This is a genomic window from Marinobacter sediminum (assembly GCF_016820575.1).
In the GTDB taxonomy this organism is placed as follows: Bacteria; Pseudomonadota; Gammaproteobacteria; order Pseudomonadales; family Oleiphilaceae; genus Marinobacter; species Marinobacter sediminum.
On sequence record NZ_JAEMQH010000001.1, the window covers coordinates 1,312,105 to 1,332,761 of the forward strand.

Below are 20,657 nucleotides of genomic sequence, written 5' to 3' on the forward strand. Positions count from 1 at the left end.
CCTCTGATCGCCTTGCCCTAGACTTGCCCCCAGACCTTCGGCCATCCAGCCGCTGGTAAATGATTTGATGTCCTCGACAACAACAACAAGGAGTCATTATGACCGCCTTCAAGCGTACCCTTTCCGCCCTTGCCGTATCTGCCTGCCTGGTGCCTGCCGCTGCTACCCAAGCCGGCGAGGTTGAGGTTCTGCATTGGTGGACCGCCGGTGGCGAAGCCCGCGCTGCCGCTGCCTTGAAAGAGATGATGGAAGAGCAGGGTCATACCTGGAAAGACTTCGCGGTCGCCGGTGGCGGCGGTGAAGCAGCCATGACCGTTCTGAAAACCCGTGCCGTATCTGGCAATCCTCCCGCTGCCGCCCAGATCAAGGGCCTGGATATCCGTGAGTGGGCCAAGCTGGGTTTCCTGACCAGTCTGGACGACGTGGCCGCTTCTGAAGGCTGGGGCCAGCTGGTGCCGCCGATGATCTCGGACGTGATGCAGTACGAAGGTGAGTACGTGGCAGTGCCGGTGAACGTACACCGGGTCAACTGGCTCTGGGTTAACCCGGATGTGATGGAAAAAGTGGGCGTTGACGTTCCCAACACCCTGGATGAATTCTTTACCGTAGCCGACAAACTCAAGGCCGCCGGTTACATTCCGCTGGCTCACGGTGGTCAGCCCTGGCAGGACGCCACTGTGTTCGAAGCTGTCGCCCTGGCGGTGATGGACAGCGACACCTACCGCAAAGCCTTTGTTGAGCACGATATGGATGTGATCAACAGCGCGGTGATGGAAGAGGTGTTTACCAAGTTTGCCAAGGTCATGAGCTACGTTGACGACAACGCCGCCGGCCGCGACTGGAACACCGCAACTGGCATGGTTATCCGTGGCGAAGCTGCCATGCAGATTATGGGTGACTGGGCCAAGGGCGAATTCACGGCCGCCGGCCTGACGCCGGGTGAAGACTATCTGTGTGCCGCCGCACCGGGCACCGCCGGTGAATTCACCTTCAACGTCGATTCCTTTGCCATGTTCGACCTGAGTGAAGAGGAAGACGTAGCAGCCCAGAAGGACCTTGCCCGTACCATTCTCGAGCCGAAATTCCAGACCGTGTTCAACCAGAACAAGGGCTCTATTCCGGTTCGTACCGACATGGACATGTCCGAGTTTGATGCCTGTGCCCAGGCATCAATGGAGACCTTCAAGAGCAGCGCCGATACCGGCGAGCTGGTGCCAAGCCTGGCCCACGGTTTGGCAACGACCAGTTACGTCCAGGGGCAGGTCTTTGATGTGGTCACCAACTTCGTGAACTCCAACGACAAGGATCCGGTGAAAGCCACGGATCAGTTGGCCACCGCCATCCAGGCCGCGAAGTAAAGAAGCCAAGAGCCACCCGCCCGGGTGGCTCTCCGATTCATTCGGGAGAATTCTCATGGAACAAACTCAGCGGCGCCCCGCCGGGGTGGTCAGCGCACCGTCACGACTGCTGGACGGCCTGCAGCGCTGGTTGCCGAAGCTGGTGATTGCCCCAACCTTTGTGTTGATCGGCATCGGTATCTACGGCTACATGCTGTGGACCGGGATCCTGTCGTTCACCAGCTCCAGCTTCTTGCCCACCTACGACTTTGTCGGCTTCGATCAGTACGCCAAATTGATGGCTAACGACCGATGGCTGACCGCCTCCAAAAACCTCGCGATATTTGGTGGGCTGTTCATCTTCGCCTGCTTGTTCATCGGTGTGGTGCTGGCCATTTTTCTGGACCAGCGAATCCGCCAGGAAGGCGCGATCCGAACCATTTATCTGTACCCGATGGCGCTGTCGATGATCGTCACCGGTACCGTCTGGAAGTGGATTCTCAACCCGAGTCTGGGCATTGAAAAACTGATGCACGACTGGGGCTGGACCTCGTTCAGTTTTGACTGGCTGGTGAATTCCGACCTGGCCATCTACACCATCGTGATGGCGGCGGTCTGGCAGGCCTCTGGCTTCGTCATGGCGCTGTTCCTGGCGGGCCTGCGCGGTGTCGACTCCTCCATCATTCGGGCGGCCCGGGTCGACGGTGCCAGCCTGCCACTGATCTACTGGAAGATCATCCTGCCGTCACTGCGGCCGGTGTTCTTTAGCGCGGTGATGGTGCTGGCTCACATCGCCATCAAGAGCTTTGATCTGGTCATGGCCATGACGGCCGGTGGTCCCGGTTACTCCACCGACCTGCCAGCGGTGTTCATGTACGCCCACACCTTTACCCGCGGCCAGATGGGCCTGGGCTCGGCCAGTGCCATGCTGATGCTGGGTGCCATCCTGGCTTTGATCGTGCCTTACCTGTACTCGGAACTGAGGGGGAAGCGCCATGACTGATATGACTCGTCCCGGGCTTCGCCCCAGCCGTATTGCTATCTACGGCCTGCTGATTCTGGCGTGCCTGGTGTACCTGGTGCCGCTGTTCATCATGCTGGTGACCAGCTTCAAGACACCCATGGACATCCGTACCGGCAACCTGGTGGCACTACCCACCGAATGGACCACCATCGGCTGGACCAAAGCCTGGTCTGAAGCCTGCACCGGCGTGCAGTGCGAGGGCATCAGCGGCTACTTCTGGAACTCCTTCAAGATGACCGTCCCGGCGGTGATGATTTCCACGCTGCTGGGCGCCTTCAACGGTTACGTATTGGCGAAGTGGAAATTCCGCGGTTCAGACCTGCTGTTCGGCCTGTTGCTGTTTGGCTGCTTCGTGCCGTTTCAGGTGGTGCTGCTGCCGATGGCGGCAACCCTGGGCCAGCTCGGGCTGGCCAACACCACACCCGGTCTGGTGCTGGTGCACGTGATCTACGGGGTGGCATTCACCACGCTGTTCTTCCGGAACTACTACGTGGCCATCCCTGATGCACTGATCAAGGCGGCCCGCCTGGATGGCGCCGGCTTCTTCACCATCTTTTTCCGCATTCTGTTGCCCATGTCGACACCCATTTTCATGGTGTCGCTGATCTGGCAGTTCACCCAGATCTGGAATGACTTCCTGTTCGGGGTGGTGTTCGCCAGTGGCGACAGCCAGCCCATCACCGTTGCGCTTAACAACCTGGTTAACACCAGCACCGGCGTGAAGGAATACAACGTGGATATGGCAGCGGCCATGATTGCGGCACTACCAACGCTGGTGGTGTACATCGTGGCGGGTAAATACTTCATCCGGGGCCTGACCGCCGGCTCTGTCAAAGGCTGACCTGAGAGGAAAACAACAATGTCTCAACTGGAACTGCGTAAAATTCGCAAAACCTATCCCGGAGCGGCCGAGGAGACCCTCAAAGGTATCGATATCGATATTGCCTCGGGCGAATTCCTGATTCTGGTCGGTCCGTCCGGCTGCGGTAAATCCACCCTGATGAACACCATCGCCGGGCTGGAATCCATTTCCGATGGCGAAATTGTGCTCGACGGCAAGGACGTCTCCGGCGTGGAGCCCAAAGACCGGGATATCGCCATGGTGTTTCAGTCCTACGCCTTGTATCCGACCATGTCGGTGCGCGAGAACATCGCCTTTGGCCTGAAGATCCGCGGCATGCCGAAAGAACAGATCGAGCAGGAAGTGGAGCGGGTTGCCGACCTGTTGCAGATCTCGCACTTGCTGGACAAGAAGCCGTCACGGCTGTCCGGTGGCCAGCAGCAGCGGGTCGCCATGGGCCGCGCCCTGGCACGCCGCCCGCGCATCTATCTGTTCGATGAGCCGCTGTCGAACCTGGACGCCAAGCTGCGTGTGGAAATGCGCACCGAGATCAAGAAGCTGCACCAGCGCCTGCAGACCACCATCGTCTACGTCACCCACGATCAGATCGAGGCTATGACCCTGGCCGACCGCATCGCGGTGCTGAAAGACGGTGAGCTGCAGCAGCTGGGCACGCCCAAGCAGGTCTATGATTCGCCGCAGAACATGTTCGTGGCAGGTTTTATGGGATCACCGGCGATGAGCTTCGTGCACGTGAATGTCGAGCAGGGCGAGCAAGGCCTGCAGGCCGAAGTGCAGGGTGGCGACGGCCGCTCGCTGAAGCTGCCGCTGCCAGAATACCTGGCCGATCGTGTCGGCAAAAAAGTGGTGCTGGGCATTCGTCCGGAGCACATCACCCAGCCCCAGGACCAGAAAAGCGATCAGGCCCTGGTCACCACCGGCGAGTTCACGATTGAGGTGACCGAGCCGACTGGCCCGGACGTGATTGCCCTGATCCGCCTGAACGACACCAACGTGCACTGCCGGATCGATCCGGAGCACCCGGTAACGTGGGGTGAAACGGCCGAGCTGATGTTCGATATGAAGAAAGTGGTGTTTTTCGATCCGGAAACCGAAAAACGCATCACTGGCTAAAGGCTTTAAAGCTGCTCGATCTGGTCCAGCAACTTGTTGGCCCGGTTGAGCAGCGCCTCCTTCCTTTCCGGTTTCTGCTTGTCCCAGTTGCGATACATCATGCCCATGCGTGGGTTCTTGGCGAAGTCGTCCCGATGACGGTCGATGAAGTGCCAGTAAAGCGCGTTGAACGGGCAGGCATCCTCTTCCGTGCTCTTGTTGACGTTGTAGTGGCAGTTGGCGCAGTGGTCTGACTGGCGCTGAATGTATTTGCCGCTGGCGGCATAGGGTTTGGAGCCCAGGTAGCCGCCATCGGCGTGCATCACCATGCCCAGCACATTCGGTAGCTCCACCCAGTCGTAGGCGTCGGCGTAGACCCCAAGATACCAGTCACAGATTTCCTCGGGTTTGATCCCGGCCAGCAGCGCGAAGTTGCCAGTGACCATCAGGCGCTGGATGTGGTGGGCGTAGGCGTTGCGGCGGGTGTTGTCGATAGCCTTGTGCATACAGCGCATCTTGGTGTCACCGGTCCAGTAAAACCAGGGCAGGGAGCGGGTATTGCCCAGCCGGTTTTCCTCGGCGTAGCCCGGCATGTTCATCCAGTAGATACCGCGCACAAACTCCCGCCAGCCCAGAATCTGTCGAACGAAGCCTTCCACCGCATTGATCGGTGCCTGGCCGGCATACCAGGCCTGGGTGGCGGCCTCGCACACGGTGAGCGGGTCCAGCAGGCCGCTGTTGATATAGGGCGACAGGATGGCGTGGAACAGCCAGTCCTCGTGATCCGACATGGCGTCCTGGAAGTCACCAAAGCAGGGCAGGGCGTAATCGATGAAATGCGCCAATGCCTGCTGTGCGTCCTCGGCGGTGACGGCAAAATGGAAGTCGTCGGTGGTGCCGAAGTGATCCGCGAAATGCTCGTTGACCAGATCGATCACTGCCTGGGTGGTGTCATCCGGCTCCACTCGAAACGTCGCTGGGGCCGCGGGTTTGCCGGTCCATTTGCGCCGGTTGTCGGCGTCGTAATTCCACTCTCCGCCTTCGGGCTTGCCGCCCGGGTCCATCAGCAAGCCGGTCTTGCGGCGCATCTCCCGGTAGAAAAACTCCATTCGGAGCTGCTTGCGGCCTTCGGCCCAGTCCTGGAACTCCTGTTTGGTGGCGATAAACCGGGTGTCCGGCCGAATTTCCACCGGCAGGTCCAGTTCCTTGTGCCACTCGCTGATTTGCGCATGCAGGCGCCATTCGCCGCATTCAGTGGTGATGATTCGTTCCGGCTTCAGGTCTTTGGCCTGGGCGGCGACCACGGCTTCAAGGCTTTGATGCTCGTTATCTGGATGATAGCGCTGGTAATGCACCTGCCAGCCCTCTTGCTCAAGCTGCTGGGCGAAGTGGCGCATGGCGCTGAACAGCAGCACCAGTTTTTTCTTGTGGTGATTGGTGTAGCTGGCTTCGTCATGGACTTCGGCCATCACGATCCGGTCGTGCTGTTTGTCGGCGCCGTCCAGTGCACTGATGTCCGGTGTGAGCTGGTCGCCCAGGATCAAGATTAGGTTGGCCATGGTGCGATGCTCCGGGTGGCTGCGATAGTTTGGAAAAGATCTCAACGTTACGCAGCAGGTACAAGCCTGGTTCAGAGGAAAATTCCACGGCAGCCGGACAGGGGCAGCATCGCTCGATTAGATAATCGCACACTAATATTAAGTGGTCTAAAAACTGGACTGTCTCATTCTACTTGCGTAGAGTCTTGTAGCGCCGCATCCGGGTGTTCGGATGATTAACCATTAAAATGAGCCAGTTATAGACTTTCGGAAACACCGTCGGCACTGACCGTAAGCTCCGAAATGCACTTTGGCCTCGCCTGATCTCTGGTTAATGGGACCTATTAAACTAATGACATCAAAATATTTTTCGGAGCTACTGGCGCACCTGATTTTTCCTTAGCCAGTTTCGACTCCGGGGCTTGCACGCCCCTCGCCGCCCTGCGGCCTCCCAGCCCAAAGAGGCTTTCCTGACACGCCCTTTCCGGTTCACGGGTTTTTACGTCCGTGCCACCCGCCGGCGTGCTGTCGATACAAAAGAGAGGTAACGATTTGAACGAGAACGGATTCACTCAGTTTTCTACCCTGACGGTACTGTTATTGCTCGCCGCCTTCTATGGCGGCACCTACCTTCTGACTCTGCTGATCCGAAAGGACAAAGAGGATACTTCCGGTTTCATGGTAGCCGGGCACCATGTCGGTTTTGGCATGGGTGCGGCCAGCATGACCGCGACCTGGATCTGGGCTGCATCATTCTACGCAGCCGCCACTTCCGGCTATACCTATGGCGTCTCAGGGCCTATCCATTACGGTCTCTGGGGAGCCCTCATGATTCTCTTTATCTATCCGTTTGGTCGCCGGTTTCGTAAGCTGGCGCCCAATGGTCACACCCTGGGTGAATTGATTCATGCGCGCCATGGCGCCTCCAGCCAGATGATTCTGGCGATTTCCAACATCCTCGGTAGCGTTATCAGCCTGATGGTTAACTTCACCGCGGCAGGTGCTCTGGTGTCGGTATTGTCGCCGCTCTCGTTTGAGGCCGGTGTCTTGATCGCCGGGGTAGGGGTGCTGGCGTATACCCTGACCTCTGGCTTCCGGGCCTCAGTATTTACCGACTTTGCCCAACTGGTGGCGCTGATGGCTATTGCCATCATCATTATTCCGGCCGTGCTGTTTTCCGCAGGTGGGCCCGAAGTCATGGTTCAAGGTCTTGAACTAATGACTGACGAGCAAGCTGATCTGTTCTCAATGGACGCCATCCTTAACCAGGGCGCGCCTTTCTTTGTGGCGGTGTTGGCCTATGCGATCGGCAACCAGACTATTTCCCAACGACTGTTCGCCGTGCGTGAGAGTCATATCAAGTCGACTTTCGTGACCGCCACTCTAGGCTATGGTGCGATTGTGATCGGTCTGGGCATGATTGGCCTGATGGCGCTGTCGGTAGGTATGGAGCCGATAGACGGTAAAATGAACAACCTGATCCCGCAGATGGTGTCCACCTATCTGTCGCCAGTCTTCGTGGCGCTGTTCTTTGTACTGGTGATTGGTTCGCTGTCGTCCACTGCCGACTCCGACCTCTCCGCTCTGTCCACCATCATGATGGCGGACGTGTACGGCAAGAACATTGCCCGTAACAACCCGAATCCGAAAGTGATGATGCTGGTTGGTCGAATCACCATGATTGTGGCGACGGTAGCCGGGCTCATCTTCGCCAGCTTTTCGCTGGATATTCTGGTCATGCTGGTATTTGTGGGTGCGCTTTGGGGCGCCATCGTGTTCCCGGTGATTGTCAGTTGCTACTGGGATCGGGTGACCAATGCCGCCTTTACCTGGTCGGTGGTGGTTGCTATGGCGCTGTTCTGCATTGCCCGCTTCGAGTTGCTGGAGATGACCGGTGCAACCGTGCTGGTTTTTGAAGTGCTCGCCTCAGTGGGTGGGGCTGTTGTGATCGGGCTGATGGTGTTCGGATTCCTCGGCCGCGCAGCCGGCCTTGTGGCCGCTGCGTTGACGTTGGTTGCCATGCTGATCTTCGCGACCGGTTTCCTGCGCGATTACATGGTGCTGGTGGCATCGCTCACCGCGTACGGTGCAAGTGCGGCGGTTTGCACGGCAATGACGCTGATGAGCAACGAGCGTTTCGATTTTGATCTGATCAAGCGGCGTGTCGGTGACTACGACGATGCCGAATTCGAAGATAGCGGTAGCCTGGTAGCGGAGGGTGCAAAATGAGCAATGAACTGATTTACGGAGCTTACATTCTGATTTGGCCGGCACTCACTCTCGGAGTGCTGACAGTGATCTGCGGAGCGGTGGTGCGGGATGCGCGCAACGCTCGCGATTCGGATGAGGATCTTATCTGAATTGAGTAACGAAGAGCCGGGGGCGGCAGGACTCAGCCCCCGGTCATATTCATGAAACGCAGGATCTGGACATCGCCTTCGCTGGAAAAGTGGTGGCGCTCGGGTTTCAGGTCCATCGCGTTGATGATGGTTTCCCGCAATTTCTCATCGCTCTCCGGATGGCTGCGCAGCACGTGGCGCAGGTCTACCGAATGCTCGTTGCCCAGGCACAGCAGCAGCCGGCCTTCCACGGTGACCCGTACCCGGTTACAGGTGGAGCAGAAGTTGTGGGAGTGGGGTGAGATGAAGCCCACCTTGGTGTTGCTGTCCGGCATCCGGAAGTAGCGCGCCGGGCCGCCGGAATCCTCCGGTGTTGGCATCAGTTCGTGGTGCTGGCGAATAATGTCGCGCACCTCATCGCTGGTGCACAGCGCTTCGCCGCGATCGTGCTCGGAAATCTCCCCGAGAGGCATCTCTTCAATGAAGGTGATGTCGATGTTTTTCCGGCGGGCGAAGTCTACCAGTGCCGGCACTTCTTCATCGTTACCGCCTTTCATCACCACGGTGTTTAGCTTAATCCCTTCAAACCCGGCTTCCCGGGCCGCGTCGACACCTTCGAGCACCTGGTTCAGTCGGCCGGTGCGGGTTATGCGATGAAACTTGTCCGGATCGAGGGAGTCGAGACTGATGTTCAGGCGCTTCAAGCCAGCCTTGCGCAATGGCTCGGCCATGGTAGTGAGCTTGCTGCCGTTGGTGGTCATGGCGAAATCCCGCAGGCCAAGGGAGCCGATGTCCTTGACCAGTTCGAGAATGTCCTTCCGGACCAGGGGTTCACCGCCGGTCAGTCGGATCTTCTCGGTGCCCAGATCCACAAAGGTTCTCGCCACTTGCGCCAGCTCTTCCAGGGACAGTATCTGCTGGCGGGGCAAAAAGGTCATTTCTTCCGCCATGCAGTAAACACAGCGGAAGTCGCAGCGGTCGGTCACGGACAGGCGTACGTAGTCCACTGTGCGACCAAAGCGATCTGTCAGCTTGCTGCGGGCCATTGGTTTTGCTTCCTGCCGGCTGAGTGAAAATTGAGATACGTTAATTCGAGTATCGCAGATTAACTCCCGGAATCCGATCCCCCCGCGTGAGTCCGGTGGTTTGAGTACGTCGATTGTGCAAACCCTTAAACAGGATATTGCTCTGGGCGGGGATGCAAGGTGCGGTCTGTCTGTGTTGGCGGACAAAACCGGTTATTGGCTTTCTCCGTATATATCGATCCTTATCAATGCAAAGCAGACCTGGAGTACCGAATGCACATCACCCGTTACACTGACTACTCTCTGCGAGTGCTGATTTATCTTGCGGTGCAGGGTGATCGCCTGGCTACCATCCAGGAAATTGCCGACAGTTATGAAATTTCCAAGAATCATTTGATGAAGGTGGTGCACCAGCTCAACAAGAAGGGCTACATCGAGACCATTCGCGGAAAGAAAGGCGGTATGCGCCTGCTGATGGCGCCGACCGAAATCCGAGTGGGGGTTCTGGTGCGGGAAACCGAACAGGACCTCAGCATCGTCGAGTGCTTTACCTCGAAAAACGCCTGTAAGATCGCGCCGGTATGCGGTATGAAAGGCATGTTTGGTGAAGCGCTGGAGGCATTTCTGGGGGTGCTGGATAACTACACCCTGGCCGATGTGATTCAGGATCAACACCGGCCTCAGTTGTTGCGACTGCTTCAGGTCGCCTGACCCACATTCAGCGCGGGCAGCCTTGCCCGCAGCCGGTCTGGTAGTGAAAAAGCAGCGATGCGTTTAAGCACAGTGCCGTACTGCCGGGCAAAGTTGCCGGTGTTGTAGTGAATGCCGTGCTTGTCACACACCGCTTTTACCCGCTCGGAAATTTCCGGGTAGCGGTGCGCGGGCAAATCCGGGAATACATGATGCTCTACCTGGAAACTCAGGTGCCCGCTCAGCAAATGAACCCATCGGCTACCGGTGAAGTTGGATGAGCCGGAGAGCTGGCGCAGGTACCAATGGCCTTTGCTCTCACTCTTGCCATTGCCCCAGCATTCTTCTTCGGTAAAGGTCTCGGCATCCTGGGTGAAATGGCCGCAAAAAATTACGGTGGACGACCACAGGTTGCGGATCAGATTTGCGCCGATGTTGCCTGCCAGCACGATGGGCGCGACCGGTAAGGTCAGCAGCGGAAAAAACACATAATCCTTAAAGGCCTGACGCCCACCCTTCCTGAAAAATTCCTTCAAGAACGGCAGCTTCGATTTCAATGTGATTTCCCGGCGGTGCAGTCGTTCGATTTCCAGTTCGTGCAGGCCCACACCCCATTGAAAGAAGGTGCTCAGCAGAATGTAGTTAATAAACTGCAGACTGTGCCTGGGCCGCCACGCTTCGTCGTCGCTCAGGCGCAGCACGGCATAGCCGTAGTCCCGATCCTTGCCGATGATGTTGGTGTAGGTGTGGTGCTCGTAATTGTGGGTGCGGCGCCAGGATTCACTGGAGCAGGCGGTGTCCCACTCGTAGGTTTGTGAGTGCAGGCTGGGATCGTTCATCCAGTCGTACTGGCCATGCATCACATTGTGGCCGATCTCCATGTTCTCAATGATCTTGGACAGACCCAGAGCCGCAGTAGCCGCTACAAACACCGGTGGAATGAAGCCGAAGGGCATCATAACCCGGCCGCCCACCTCAAGGGTGCGGTGCAGGCGGACTATGCGGCGGATGTAGCGGGCGTCGCGTTCGCCGAGATCAGCCAGGACGTCATTCCGGATAGCGTTGAGATCCTGTTCCAGCTCTGAAAGCTGGGCTTCGGTCATCTGTTTCATGGTGTGCTCCTTGCCATGCTCTGAGGCACGGCCATTCTGTTCGAATAAAGCCGTTAAATATCCAGGGCCACTGGCCCCTGAGGGATGGAAATGCACAGTTGGATGGTGTCCTCTCCCGGGCCGGATGCTTGGCCGGTCAGGCGGTTGACGACGGTGCCGCTGGTTTTCCGGCAACTGCATTGGTGGCAGATGCCCATGCGGCAGCCATGTTGTGGCGTCAGGCCTGCCGCTTCTGCAATCTCCAGCAGCGGGGCGTCTCCGGTGGAGTCAACGTCCAGGTTGCTCCGGGCAAACCGCACCTTGCCGCCCAGATCCTGGCTGCAGAGGTCTGTTTGTGGCGCAGCAAAATAGGTGCTGTGGATTTTTTCACGCTCCACGCCCCGGGCATCAAGCAGCTCACCTGCCAACGTCATCAATCCCTGTGGGCCGCACAGGTAAACATCGCGGCTTCTGAGATCGGTGATCGCGCCGAGATCGGCATCGGTCAGATAGCGTGGTTCGCTGGAGCCCTGAGTCGTGATGACCTTCACCGAAAGCAGGTCATGGCTGGCTGCCAGGTTTTCCAAATGTTCACCGGCGATCGCATGGTCGTGGTCACGAACGAAATACAGCAGTGTCACCGGGGCGCGGAAACCCTGGACCGCCATCGTTTTGAGTTGGCTCAGGATCGGGGTAATGCCACTACCACCGGCGATGAACAGGATGGGGCGGATCGGCTCGGGCAGCAGGAAGTCGCCAAATGCCTCGCTGAGGCCTACTACGGCACCGGCTTTCAGCTGGTCGTGCAGCCAGTTGGTCACCCGGCCGCCAGGTAGTCGTTTAATGGTCAGGGTAACCAGTCCCTGCTCGTGCCAGAGTGTGGTTGAGCTGGATAGGCTAAAGGTGCGTTGGTGTCGAACACCGTCTATCTCGACACAGATGTTCACGTGTTGCCCGGCGGCAAACCCCTGCCAGCGGCGAGCCGGCTTCAAGACGAAGGTCCGGGTGTCAGCTGTGTCCCGAATAATCCTCTGGACTCGTGCCGGTGTGTACTCTTGTACCCACATTGGATTGATGCGCTCGAGTAACGGATCAAAGAACGCGACCCCATCATCTCGGTTAAATAGCTGTCTGCCGAGCCATTGAAGTGGTGCTCTGTGCTTCTGTAGTGCCAGCATGATCTGTTCTCCGCAATTCATTCTGTACTGTGTGTACAGTTGTTCACTAATGTGTACGACTGTACACCTGAGCTTGAAGGCACACAATGAGGAGTTCATTTCTGGCGCAAAATGACTTGCTTTGGGTACCTTAAATTTTTCGGGTGTGTACACTTGTCACCAACGCTTCAACTGCAATGGCTACGGGTAAATGATGGCGGAAAGACAACGCAGAAAGCCGGGTGAAACCCGTGAAAAGCTGATGAGTGCGGCGCTTACCCTGGTGGGCAAGGGCCGGCATTTTGCCAGTCTCGGCATCCGGGAAGTCACCCGACAGGCGGGTGTGGTGCCTACCTCGTTCTATCGCAACTTCCGCAATATGGACGATCTGGGCTTGCAGCTGGTGGACGAGTTAGGTTTGGTGCTGCGTCGAATGATGCGGGAAGCCCGTGAGCATGTGTCGCAGGCGGATAAGTTGATTGAGGAATCAGTGGACATCTTTATCAGCCACGCCCAGGCCAACCGCAGTTTCTTTCTGTTTATGGCGCAAGGATTGGCGGGTGAGAGCAGGGCTGTTCAGGAGGGGATCCGCAGTGAGATGCGCTTCTTTGCCAGCGAGCTGGCAAACGACTTGCGACGGTTGCGTCTGGTGGATCACCTCAGCGACAGCGATCTGGACATGACCAGTGATCTGGTGGTGCGCAGTGTTGCCTTCAGTCTGACCGACCTGTTGGGGGTGTCTGCCGGCGATGACTACCAGATCGACCAGATCCGGAAGCGGACCATCCGCTTCCTTCAACTGATCTTTGTCGGTGCCGCCAACTGGAACAGCGTTAGCCAGTAACCTTCTTCTTGGTCGCGCGCCGGGTCGTTTTCGGTTTCGGCGGAATCACCAGGCTCTCCAATTCATCCAGTGCTTCACCGGTATAAACGGCCAGCTTCTGCATGCTGGGCAAGGTATCCCGACAACCGGTATAACCGAAGTTAAGTGAGCCGTCGTAGCTCAGGCAGGTGATGTTGAGTGCACCACCGTGGGCGATCAGCGACACCGGGTACATGGCCTCAAGTTTCGCACCTTCGTAGTAAAGCGTGCGCTGAGGGCCTGGCACATTGGAAATGGTGACGTTGAACACCGGCCGCATGCGGCCGCCCAGCCCGGACATCAGCTGCAGGATGTAGGGCGACATCAGCAGCATGGTGTACTGAGTCAGCGCACTTTTCGGCAGCTTCTGCAAATGTTCCTTGGCGCGACGGGTGGAGGATTTGATCTCCTGCAGACGGTTTAGCGGATCGGCTTCGTTGGTCGCCAGGGAGGCAATCATGAAGCTGATCTGAGTGCCGGTGCCTTCGTCATCCGCCGGGCGAATGTTAACCGGAATACCGGCCGTCATGGCGGTATCTGGCAGGTCATCCTGCTCCAGCAAGAACCGGCGCAGGGCAGTGCCGCACAGGTAGAGCACGATGTCGTTCAGTGAGCCGCCGGTTTCGTGGGCCACGGCCTTGATCCGGTCCAGCTGGTAGTGCTGGGTGGCGAATCGCCGCTGGCCAGTAACCCGGTGGTTGATCTTGGAGACCGGCCCCATGAAGGGCGCCGCCAGCCCATCCTCAGGGTGGCGCACGGAGTGCAGCAGGCGATTACCCGCTTGCCACAGCCGTGGCGCCATATCGGCCTGCAGCTTGAGGGCATCTTTGGCCTGGGCAATGGCTGCGGGGATACTCGCGTCGGCGTCGGTTTTGCTGGCGCGCCGATGTTCAGGTTGCACTGACCAGGGCGGCAGCATGTCGCGCTTGTCCGGATCTGTGGTCAGTACCCGCTGCAACAGGCGCACACCACTGATGCCATCAATCATGGAATGATGCATCTTTGTATAGAGCGCAAAGCGGTTGTTTTCCAGGCCCTCAATCACGTGGCATTCCCACAGCGGCCGGGCAAAATCCAGCGGGTTGGAATGCAGGCGGGACACCAGAATACCCAGCTCACGCTCACCGCCGGGGCGGGGCAGCGCGGAATGGCGGACGTGATAATCCAGATCGATGTTCTTGTCGATCTTCCAGCCAGGCGCAACCAGTCGCCCCAGCATTCCAGACCAAGCCAGCTTGTAGCTCCAGGGCGGAGCAACCTCACCGGTTTCTTTCATCCGAGTGACGAGGTCGCGCAAGAAGGTTTCGGGAGCGCCTTCTGGCAGTGAAAAGATTTGCAGGTTCCCCACATGCATCGGGGTGTCCTCAGACTCCACGGCCAGCCAGGAGGCATCCAATGTTCCCAGGCGTTTCATTCCTTGTTGTACTCCACGAGTTAAAAAAGTTTTACTTGTTGGCTGCAAGTATACTGATAACGAATTAAGTTCACGATCCTCGCGCTACTAAAGTTCCGTTTTTTGAATTATTTCTCGTTCGACTTCCGTTGAGTGTTCAGCACAAGGTTAACTGACTATGCTCTGAGGATATCCGTATTCGCCGGCCGGAGCCCTTGCCATGCAGTTTCTCAATGGAATAACGCTGTTGCTGGTGTACCAGCTGCTTGGTGAGATCACCGTGCGCCTGGCGGGCGTGCCTATACCAGGGCCGGTCCTGGGAATGGTGATGCTGTTTATCACCCTGTGGATTCGGGGCCGGACACCGGAATCGGTTGAGCAGGCGTCGTCCGCATTGCTGGCCCATCTGTCACTGCTGTTTGTGCCAGCCGGTGTTGGCATGATGGCACACTTCGATCGCATCGCTGATGAGTGGCTGCCTATCGTTCTTGCGTTGTTGCTGAGCACCGTGATCACCATGATCGCAACGGCACTGATCATGCAGCTGACCACGCGCTGGCTGGTCAAGCCCGACAGCTCTGCACAGGGAGGGTCGGAGCAATGAACGAGCCTGGTCTGAAGGATATTTGGGTTTACCTGTCGGCGTCGCCTCTGCTGGGACTGACTATCACCCTGGTGGCCTACGGCCTGGCCTACCGCTTGTACCTTCGCACCAGCTCCAACCCGCTGGCCAACCCGGTGGTGACCTCGGTGGCCATGTTGATTGGTCTGCTGCTGCTCACCGACACCTCCTACAACGACTATTTCGAAGGCGGTCAGTTTGTGCATTTCCTGTTGGGCCCAGCCACCGTGGCCCTGGCGGTGCCGCTATACCAGCAGTTCTCCCGGCTGCGTCAGCTCTGGCTGCCGGTGACCATTTCCTTGATCTGCGGCGTGTTGATCGCCGCTGGCAGTTCCATCGGTCTGGCCTGGCTGTTGGGAGGTTCGCTGGAAATCCAGATGTCGCTGGCGCCGAAATCGGCCACGGCACCGGTGGCCATGGGTATTTCTGAAAAAATCGGCGGGCTGCCATCGCTGACGGCCGTACTGACGGTCGCGACCGGTATTACCGGCGCGGTGCTGGGCACCAAGTTGTTTGACTGGTTCCGGGTGAAAGACGATGCCGCCCGCGGTATTGCCATGGGCGTTGCCGCCCACGGCATTGGGACTGCAAGGGCGTTTCAGGTCAGCCGTCAGATGGGGGCGTTTTCAGGACTGGCGATGGCGTTGTCGGCCTTCGCCACGGCTCTTATAGTGCCGTGGCTGGTGGACTGGATGCAGATGCTGCTCTGACCCATGGTCCTTTCGCGCCTATTACCTTAATCGTCGTCTTCATCAAGGGAATGCCTGGGGCAGTGATACTCCTCCACCACAGTGCCTTCGTCGACACTCTCCAGATGCACATCAAAGCCCCAGAGCCGGTGTACATGGCGGAGTACTTCCTCGGTTTCATCCCCTAGCGGCACCCGGTCCACCGGGACATGCCTCAGGGTCAGTGAGCGGTCGCCGCGCACATCCACGTTCCAGACCTGGATGTTGGGTTCGCGGTAACTGAGGTTATACTGGCGCGCCAGTTTTTCCCGCAGGATGCGGTAGCCGGGTTCGTCGTGGATGGCGGTTACCCGGTAGACGTCTTCCTGATCGTCATTCTGGATAGAGAACAGCTTAAGGTCGCGCATCACCTTGGGTGACAGGAACTGCTGGATGAAACTCTCATCCTTGAAATTGGCCATGGCGAAATGCAGGGTTTTGACCCAGTCGGTACCGGCGATGTCCGGGAACCACTGCCGGTCTTCTTCGGTGGGATGCTCGCAGATCCGCCGCAGATCGGTGTAGATCGAAAAGCCCAGGGTGTAGGGGTTCAGGCCTGAATACCAGGGGCTATTAAAAGGCGGTTGGTAAACCACAGCGGTGTGGCTCTGGAGGAATTCCAGCATGAAGCCGTCGTTCACCAAGCCCTTCTCGTACAGGGCATGCAGCAGGGTGTAATGCCAGAACGAGGCCCAGCCTTCGTTCATCACCTGGGTCTGGCGTTGAGGATAGAAGTACTGGCCCAGCTTGCGCACGATGCGCACGATCTCCCGCTGCCAGGTTTCAAGCAGAGGCGCGTTCTTCTCAATAAAGTAGAGAATGTTTTCCTGGGGCTCCTCGGGGAAGCGAATCTTCTTGTTTACCGCATCGTCGTCATCGTTGAGCCGGGGAATGGTGCGCCACAGATCGTTGATGCGTCGCTGCTGATATTCTTCCCGCTCCTGTTGCCGGCGCTGCTCTTCGGAGGCTGAAATCGGGGCAGGGCGCTTGTAGCGGTCGACCCCGTAATTCATCAGGGCGTGGCAGGAGTCGAGAATCTGCTCCACCGCATCCACCCCGTGCCGTTCCTCGCATTCCGCCACGTAATTGCGGGCGAACACCAGGTAATCGATGATCGCGCTGGCGTCAGTCCAGGTTCGGAACAGGTAGTTACCCTTGAAGAAGGAATTATGGCCATAACTGGCGTGAGCGATGACCAGCGCCTGCATGGGCAGGGTGTTCTCTTCCATCAGGTAGGCAATGCAGGGATTGGAATTGATCACGATCTCGTAAGCAAGCCCCATCTGGCCGCGCTGATAGCCCTTGGAGGTGCTCAAGAACTGCTTGCCGAACGACCAGTGATGATACCCTACCGGCATGCCCACTGAACTGTAGGCATCCATCATCTGCTCGGCGCTGATGACTTCGATCTGGTTGGGATAGGTGTCGAGTCCGAACTCCGCCGCGCATTTGGCTATCTCTTCGTCGTACTTGCGGATCAGATCGAAGGTCCATTCCGAACTGGTGGAAATGGGCTGACGGTCTCTGTCTTGCCCATTTTCTGGAAGGTTGGGACGATCCATGGTGTCGGTCATGCGGCTTTCCTCTCAAACAGCTGTCGGAATACCGGATAGATCTCGCCCGGATCGGCGATCTGTTGCATGGCGAAGCTATTGGGAAAGCGCTCCATGATTTTTTCGTACTCGTACCACAGCATCTGATGATCCTGGGGTGTGATCTCGGTGTAAGCGTAATATTGCACCAGAGGCAGGATGCCCTCGGCCAGTATTTTGCTGCACACCGGTGAGTCATCGTTCCAGTTGTCGCCATCCGAGGCCTGGGCGGCGTAGATGTTCCACTCCGACGGCGGGTACCGGGACTCAACAATCTTTTTCATCAGCTTAAGGGCGCTGGAGACGATGGTGCCGCCGGTTTCCCGGGAGTAGAAGAACTCTTCCTCATCCACTTCTTTGGCGCTGGTGTGGTGCCGGATGAACACCACCTCGATCTTCTTGTAGTTCTTCTTCAGGAACAGGTACAGCAGGATGAAGAAGCGTTTGGCGATGTCCTTGTGCATCTGGGTCATCGAGCCTGACACGTCCATCAGGCAGAACATCACGGCACTGGTGGCCGGCTGCGGGTGTTTCTGGTGTTGGCGGTAGCGCAGGTCGATTTCGTCGATGAAGGGAATGCGCCGGATGTTGGCTTTCAGGCGGGCAATTTCCTCCTCCAGGACCTGGATCTGGTCTTCATGGCTGAAGGCCGGGTCGAGATCCTTCGGCGCCATTTTCAGCGCCTCGAGCTGCTCTTCCAGATCACGGATCTTCTTCTTGCGCGCGCCACCCAGGCCCAGCCGGCGGGCATGAGCACCCCGGAGTGAGCGCACTACATCGAGTTTGGCTGGGACACCTTCGGTGGTGAAGCCGGAGCGGACGTACTTGAAGGATTCCGTGTCTTTCAGTTTCTTGCGAGCCAGGTTGGGCAGTTCGAGGTCGTCGAACAGAAAGTCGAGAAACTCCTCCTGGGTGATCTGGAAGGCGAATTCATCCATGCCCTCGCCATCCGGGCTGGCTTTGCCGTGGCCCTGCCCACCGCCACCGCCGCCGGGCGGCTTCGGGATGGTGTCGCCGGCGACAAACTCCTGGTTGCCCGGGTGCACCATTTCGCGTTTGCCACCCTGGCCATGGTGGAATATCGGCTCTTCGATATCCTGGCTTGGAATACTGACGCTCTCGCCCCGCTCAATGTCGGTGATCGAGCGTCGTTGCACCGCATCGGCCACGGCTTTCTTGATGTGGTGACGGTACCGGCGCAGGAACCGTTCCCGGTTCACCGCGCTTTTGTTCTTGCCGTTCAGTCGCCGGTCGACGACGTGGGTCATACCCATAGCGCTACTCCAGTTCAGCGGTTGGACGCTGACTTAGTGAGACTTACGAACCCGCAGGTACCACTCTGCAAGCAGGCGAACCTGTTTCTCCGTGTAGCCTCTATCGACCATACGCTCGACGAACTGCTTGTGTTTCTTCTGATCTTCCTGACTGGCTTTCGGGTTGAAGGAAATAACTGGCAGCAGATCCTCGGTGTTCGAGAACATCTTCTTCTCGATCACGCTGCGGAGCTTCTCGTAACTGAGCCAGGACGGGTTGCGGCCCTGGTTGTTGGCCCGCGCCCGCAGGACAAAATTGACCACCTCGTTGCGGAAGTCTTTCGGGTTGCTGATGCCCGCCGGTTTCTCGATTTTCTCCAGCTCATCGTTGATGGACGAGCGGTCGAGAATCTCGCCGGTTTCGGGATCCCGGTATTCTTGGTCCTGAATCCAGAAGTCGGCATAGGTGACGTAGCGATCGAACAGGTTCTGGCCGTATTCGCTGTAGCTCTCCAGGTACGCGGTCTGGATCTCTTTGCCGATGAACTGGACGTAGTGCGGTGCCAGGAATTCCTTGATGAACCGCAGGTAGCGCTCCTGAACCTCGGGCGGGTACTGCTCCTGCTCAATCTGTTTCTCGATCACGTACAGCAGGTGCACGGGGTTGGCCGCCACTTCAGCGGTATCAAAGTTGAACACTTTTGACAGGATCTTGAACGCGAAGCGGGTGGACAGGCCGTCCATGCCCTCGTTTACGCCTGCGGCATCCCGATACTCCTGAATCGACTTGGCCTTCGGATCGGTATCCTTGATGTTCTGGCCGTCGTACACGCGCATCTTGGAGAAGATGCTGGAGTTTTCCGGTTCCTTGATCCGGGACAGCACCGAGAACTGGGCCAGCATGTCGAGGGTGTCGGGGGCGCAGGGGGCACCGGACAGCGAGCTGTTCTTCAATAGCTTCTTGTAGATCTCAATCTCTTCGGTGACCCGGACACAGTAGGGCACCTTCACGATGTAGACCCGGTCCAGAAACGCCTCGTTGTGCTTGTTGTTGCGGAAAGTCTGCCACTCCGATTCGTTGGAGTGGGCCAGAATCACGCCGTCAAAGGGCACCGAGCCCATGCCTTCGGTGGTGTTGTAGTTGCCTTCCTGAGTCGCGGTCAGCAGCGGGTGCAGCACTTTGATCGGTGCCTTGAACATCTCGACGAATTCCAGCAGGCCCTGGTTGGCTTTGCACAGGCCACCGCTGAAGCTGTAGGCGTCGGCGTCGTCTTGGGAGAAGTCCTCCAGCATTCGGATGTTGACCTTGCCCACCAGGGCAGAGATATCCTGGTTGTTGTCGTCACCGGGCTCGGTCTTGGAGACCCCAACCTGGTCCAGAACGGAGGGGTATTTCTTCACCACCTTGAACTGGCTGATATCGCCGCCGTATTCATGCAGCCGTTTGACCGCCCAGGGCGAAATGATGGATTGCAGGTACCGGGAGGGAATGCCGTATTCCTCTTCGAGGATCTGGGCGTCCTCCGAGGGGTCAAACAGCCCAAGCGGCGATTCGTTCACCGGTGAGCCTTTGATGGCGTAAAAGGGCACCTTTTGCATCAGGGCCTTGAGCTTTTCCGCCAGGGACGATTTACCGCCGCCAACCGGGCCGAGCAGGTACAGGATCTGTTTCTTTTCTTCCAGGCCTTGGGCGGCATGGCGGAAGAAGGACACGATGTTTTCCACGGCTTCTTCCATGCCGTAGAACTCGCAAAATTCAGGGTATCGCTTGATAACCTTGTTGGAGAAGATGCGTGACAGGCGATGGTCACGGGAGGTGTCGACAAGTTCTGGCTCGCCAATGGCAATTAACATTCGTTCAGCGGCCGTGGCATAGGCCGTTGGGTCCTTTTTGCAGATCTCCAGGTATTCCTCCAGGGTGAATTCTTCTTCCTGGGTACTCTCATACCTGTCTTTAAAGTGCTGCATGATGGTCATAGATGGCCCCTCGCTTGCTCTCTTATAATCGACACTCAGTTCACGCAATATCCCCGTTGCATCGGTTCCGCCTGA

Annotated in this window: 18 protein-coding genes; 10 read left to right on the forward strand and 8 right to left on the reverse strand. The window is 57.8% G+C overall.

Annotated features, from left to right (window positions below; genetic code table 11):
• The first annotated feature begins 98 nt into the window (after positions 1-98).
• The 4 genes from FGO67_RS05835 to FGO67_RS05850 are packed head-to-tail and all read left to right on the forward strand — an operon-like array spanning position 99 to position 4,336.
• The gene (locus FGO67_RS05835; RefSeq protein WP_203299725.1) at positions 99-1,358 is read left to right on the forward strand and encodes an ABC transporter substrate-binding protein; all 1,260 of its coding nucleotides are present in this window, start codon (positions 99-101) and stop codon (positions 1,356-1,358) included.
• A 55-nt stretch (positions 1,359-1,413) separates the two neighbouring features.
• Positions 1,414-2,340, forward strand: a complete 927-nt coding sequence (locus tag FGO67_RS05840; protein ID WP_238942177.1) for a carbohydrate ABC transporter permease — start codon at positions 1,414-1,416, stop codon at positions 2,338-2,340.
• Complete coding sequence (locus FGO67_RS05845; RefSeq protein WP_203299726.1) at positions 2,333-3,202, forward strand: carbohydrate ABC transporter permease; 870 nt, start codon at positions 2,333-2,335, stop codon at positions 3,200-3,202. The genes FGO67_RS05840 and FGO67_RS05845 overlap by 8 nt, the downstream gene beginning before the upstream one ends.
• An 18-nt stretch (positions 3,203-3,220) precedes the next feature.
• Positions 3,221-4,336 (forward strand): ABC transporter ATP-binding protein, encoded by a 1,116-nt coding sequence (locus FGO67_RS05850; RefSeq protein ID WP_203299727.1) that lies wholly within the window; start codon positions 3,221-3,223, stop codon positions 4,334-4,336.
• A gap of 5 nt (positions 4,337-4,341) precedes the next feature.
• Here FGO67_RS05850 and FGO67_RS05855 read toward each other — a convergent pair whose 3' ends face one another.
• On the reverse strand, positions 4,342-5,874 hold the full coding sequence (locus tag FGO67_RS05855) for a cryptochrome/photolyase family protein (protein ID WP_203299728.1): 1,533 nt from the start codon (positions 5,872-5,874) through the stop codon (positions 4,342-4,344).
• A gap of 531 nt (positions 5,875-6,405) precedes the next feature.
• Here FGO67_RS05855 and FGO67_RS05860 point away from each other — a divergent pair.
• Together FGO67_RS05860 and FGO67_RS17040 are read left to right on the forward strand one after the other, a co-directional pair.
• Positions 6,406-8,082 carry a sodium:solute symporter family protein gene (locus FGO67_RS05860; RefSeq protein ID WP_203299729.1) on the forward strand — a complete coding sequence of 559 codons (1,677 nt, stop codon included), beginning with the start codon at positions 6,406-6,408 and terminating at the stop codon, positions 8,080-8,082.
• The gene (locus tag FGO67_RS17040) at positions 8,079-8,213 is read left to right on the forward strand and encodes a putative transporter small subunit (RefSeq protein ID WP_238942178.1); all 135 of its coding nucleotides are present in this window, start codon (positions 8,079-8,081) and stop codon (positions 8,211-8,213) included. Before FGO67_RS05860 ends, FGO67_RS17040 begins: the two co-directional genes overlap by 4 nt.
• A gap of 32 nt (positions 8,214-8,245) precedes the next feature.
• Here FGO67_RS17040 and moaA read toward each other — a convergent pair whose 3' ends face one another.
• The gene (gene moaA / locus FGO67_RS05865) at positions 8,246-9,238 is read right to left on the reverse strand and encodes a GTP 3',8-cyclase MoaA (RefSeq protein ID WP_203299730.1); all 993 of its coding nucleotides are present in this window, start codon (positions 9,236-9,238) and stop codon (positions 8,246-8,248) included.
• Between the two features lie 252 nt (positions 9,239-9,490).
• Here moaA and FGO67_RS05870 point away from each other — a divergent pair, with 252 nt between their 5' ends.
• Positions 9,491-9,928: an RrF2 family transcriptional regulator gene (locus FGO67_RS05870; RefSeq protein WP_203299731.1), complete on the forward strand. Its 438-nt coding sequence runs from the start codon at positions 9,491-9,493 to the stop codon at positions 9,926-9,928.
• On the opposite strand, the gene FGO67_RS05875 is transcribed toward FGO67_RS05870, so the two are convergent.
• Both FGO67_RS05875 and FGO67_RS05880 read right to left on the reverse strand, forming a co-directional pair.
• The gene (locus FGO67_RS05875; protein ID WP_203299732.1) at positions 9,916-11,019 is read right to left on the reverse strand and encodes a fatty acid desaturase family protein; all 1,104 of its coding nucleotides are present in this window, start codon (positions 11,017-11,019) and stop codon (positions 9,916-9,918) included. The two genes, FGO67_RS05870 and FGO67_RS05875, sit on opposite strands and share 13 nt — an antisense overlap.
• A gap of 53 nt (positions 11,020-11,072) precedes the next feature.
• Positions 11,073-12,176 (reverse strand): ferredoxin reductase, encoded by a 1,104-nt coding sequence (locus tag FGO67_RS05880; RefSeq protein ID WP_203299733.1) that lies wholly within the window; start codon positions 12,174-12,176, stop codon positions 11,073-11,075.
• A gap of 193 nt (positions 12,177-12,369) precedes the next feature.
• On the opposite strand from FGO67_RS05880, the gene FGO67_RS05885 reads away from it, so the two are divergent.
• A complete protein-coding gene (locus FGO67_RS05885; protein WP_203299983.1) occupies positions 12,370-12,999 on the forward strand; it encodes a TetR family transcriptional regulator in 630 nt (209 codons plus the stop codon).
• Here FGO67_RS05885 and FGO67_RS05890 read toward each other — a convergent pair.
• Complete coding sequence (locus FGO67_RS05890; RefSeq protein ID WP_203299734.1) at positions 12,989-14,431, reverse strand: WS/DGAT/MGAT family O-acyltransferase; 1,443 nt, start codon at positions 14,429-14,431, stop codon at positions 12,989-12,991. The two genes, FGO67_RS05885 and FGO67_RS05890, sit on opposite strands and share 11 nt — an antisense overlap.
• A 199-nt stretch (positions 14,432-14,630) precedes the next feature.
• On the opposite strand from FGO67_RS05890, the gene FGO67_RS05895 reads away from it, so the two are divergent.
• Together FGO67_RS05895 and FGO67_RS05900 are read left to right on the forward strand one after the other, a co-directional pair.
• Positions 14,631-15,014, forward strand: coding sequence for a CidA/LrgA family protein (locus tag FGO67_RS05895; RefSeq protein WP_203299735.1), 384 nt, complete (start codon positions 14,631-14,633; stop codon positions 15,012-15,014).
• On the forward strand, positions 15,011-15,742 hold the full coding sequence (locus FGO67_RS05900; RefSeq protein WP_203299736.1) for an LrgB family protein: 732 nt from the start codon (positions 15,011-15,013) through the stop codon (positions 15,740-15,742). The genes FGO67_RS05895 and FGO67_RS05900 overlap by 4 nt, the downstream gene beginning before the upstream one ends.
• Positions 15,743-15,768: 26 nt before the next feature.
• Here the strand turns inward: FGO67_RS05900 and FGO67_RS05905 are convergent, their stop codons facing one another.
• Genes FGO67_RS05905 through FGO67_RS05915 form a run of 3 tightly spaced genes read right to left on the reverse strand, consistent with a single transcriptional unit; the run spans position 15,769 to position 20,582 of the window.
• The gene (locus FGO67_RS05905; RefSeq protein WP_203299737.1) at positions 15,769-17,334 is read right to left on the reverse strand and encodes a SpoVR family protein; all 1,566 of its coding nucleotides are present in this window, start codon (positions 17,332-17,334) and stop codon (positions 15,769-15,771) included.
• The gene (locus tag FGO67_RS05910) at positions 17,331-18,626 is read right to left on the reverse strand and encodes a YeaH/YhbH family protein (RefSeq protein ID WP_238942180.1); all 1,296 of its coding nucleotides are present in this window, start codon (positions 18,624-18,626) and stop codon (positions 17,331-17,333) included. Before FGO67_RS05910 ends, FGO67_RS05905 begins: the two co-directional genes overlap by 4 nt.
• Before the next feature lie 33 nt (positions 18,627-18,659).
• Positions 18,660-20,582, reverse strand: coding sequence for a PrkA family serine protein kinase (locus tag FGO67_RS05915; protein WP_203299738.1), 1,923 nt, complete (start codon positions 20,580-20,582; stop codon positions 18,660-18,662).
• Between the last annotated feature and the right edge of the window lie 75 nt (positions 20,583-20,657).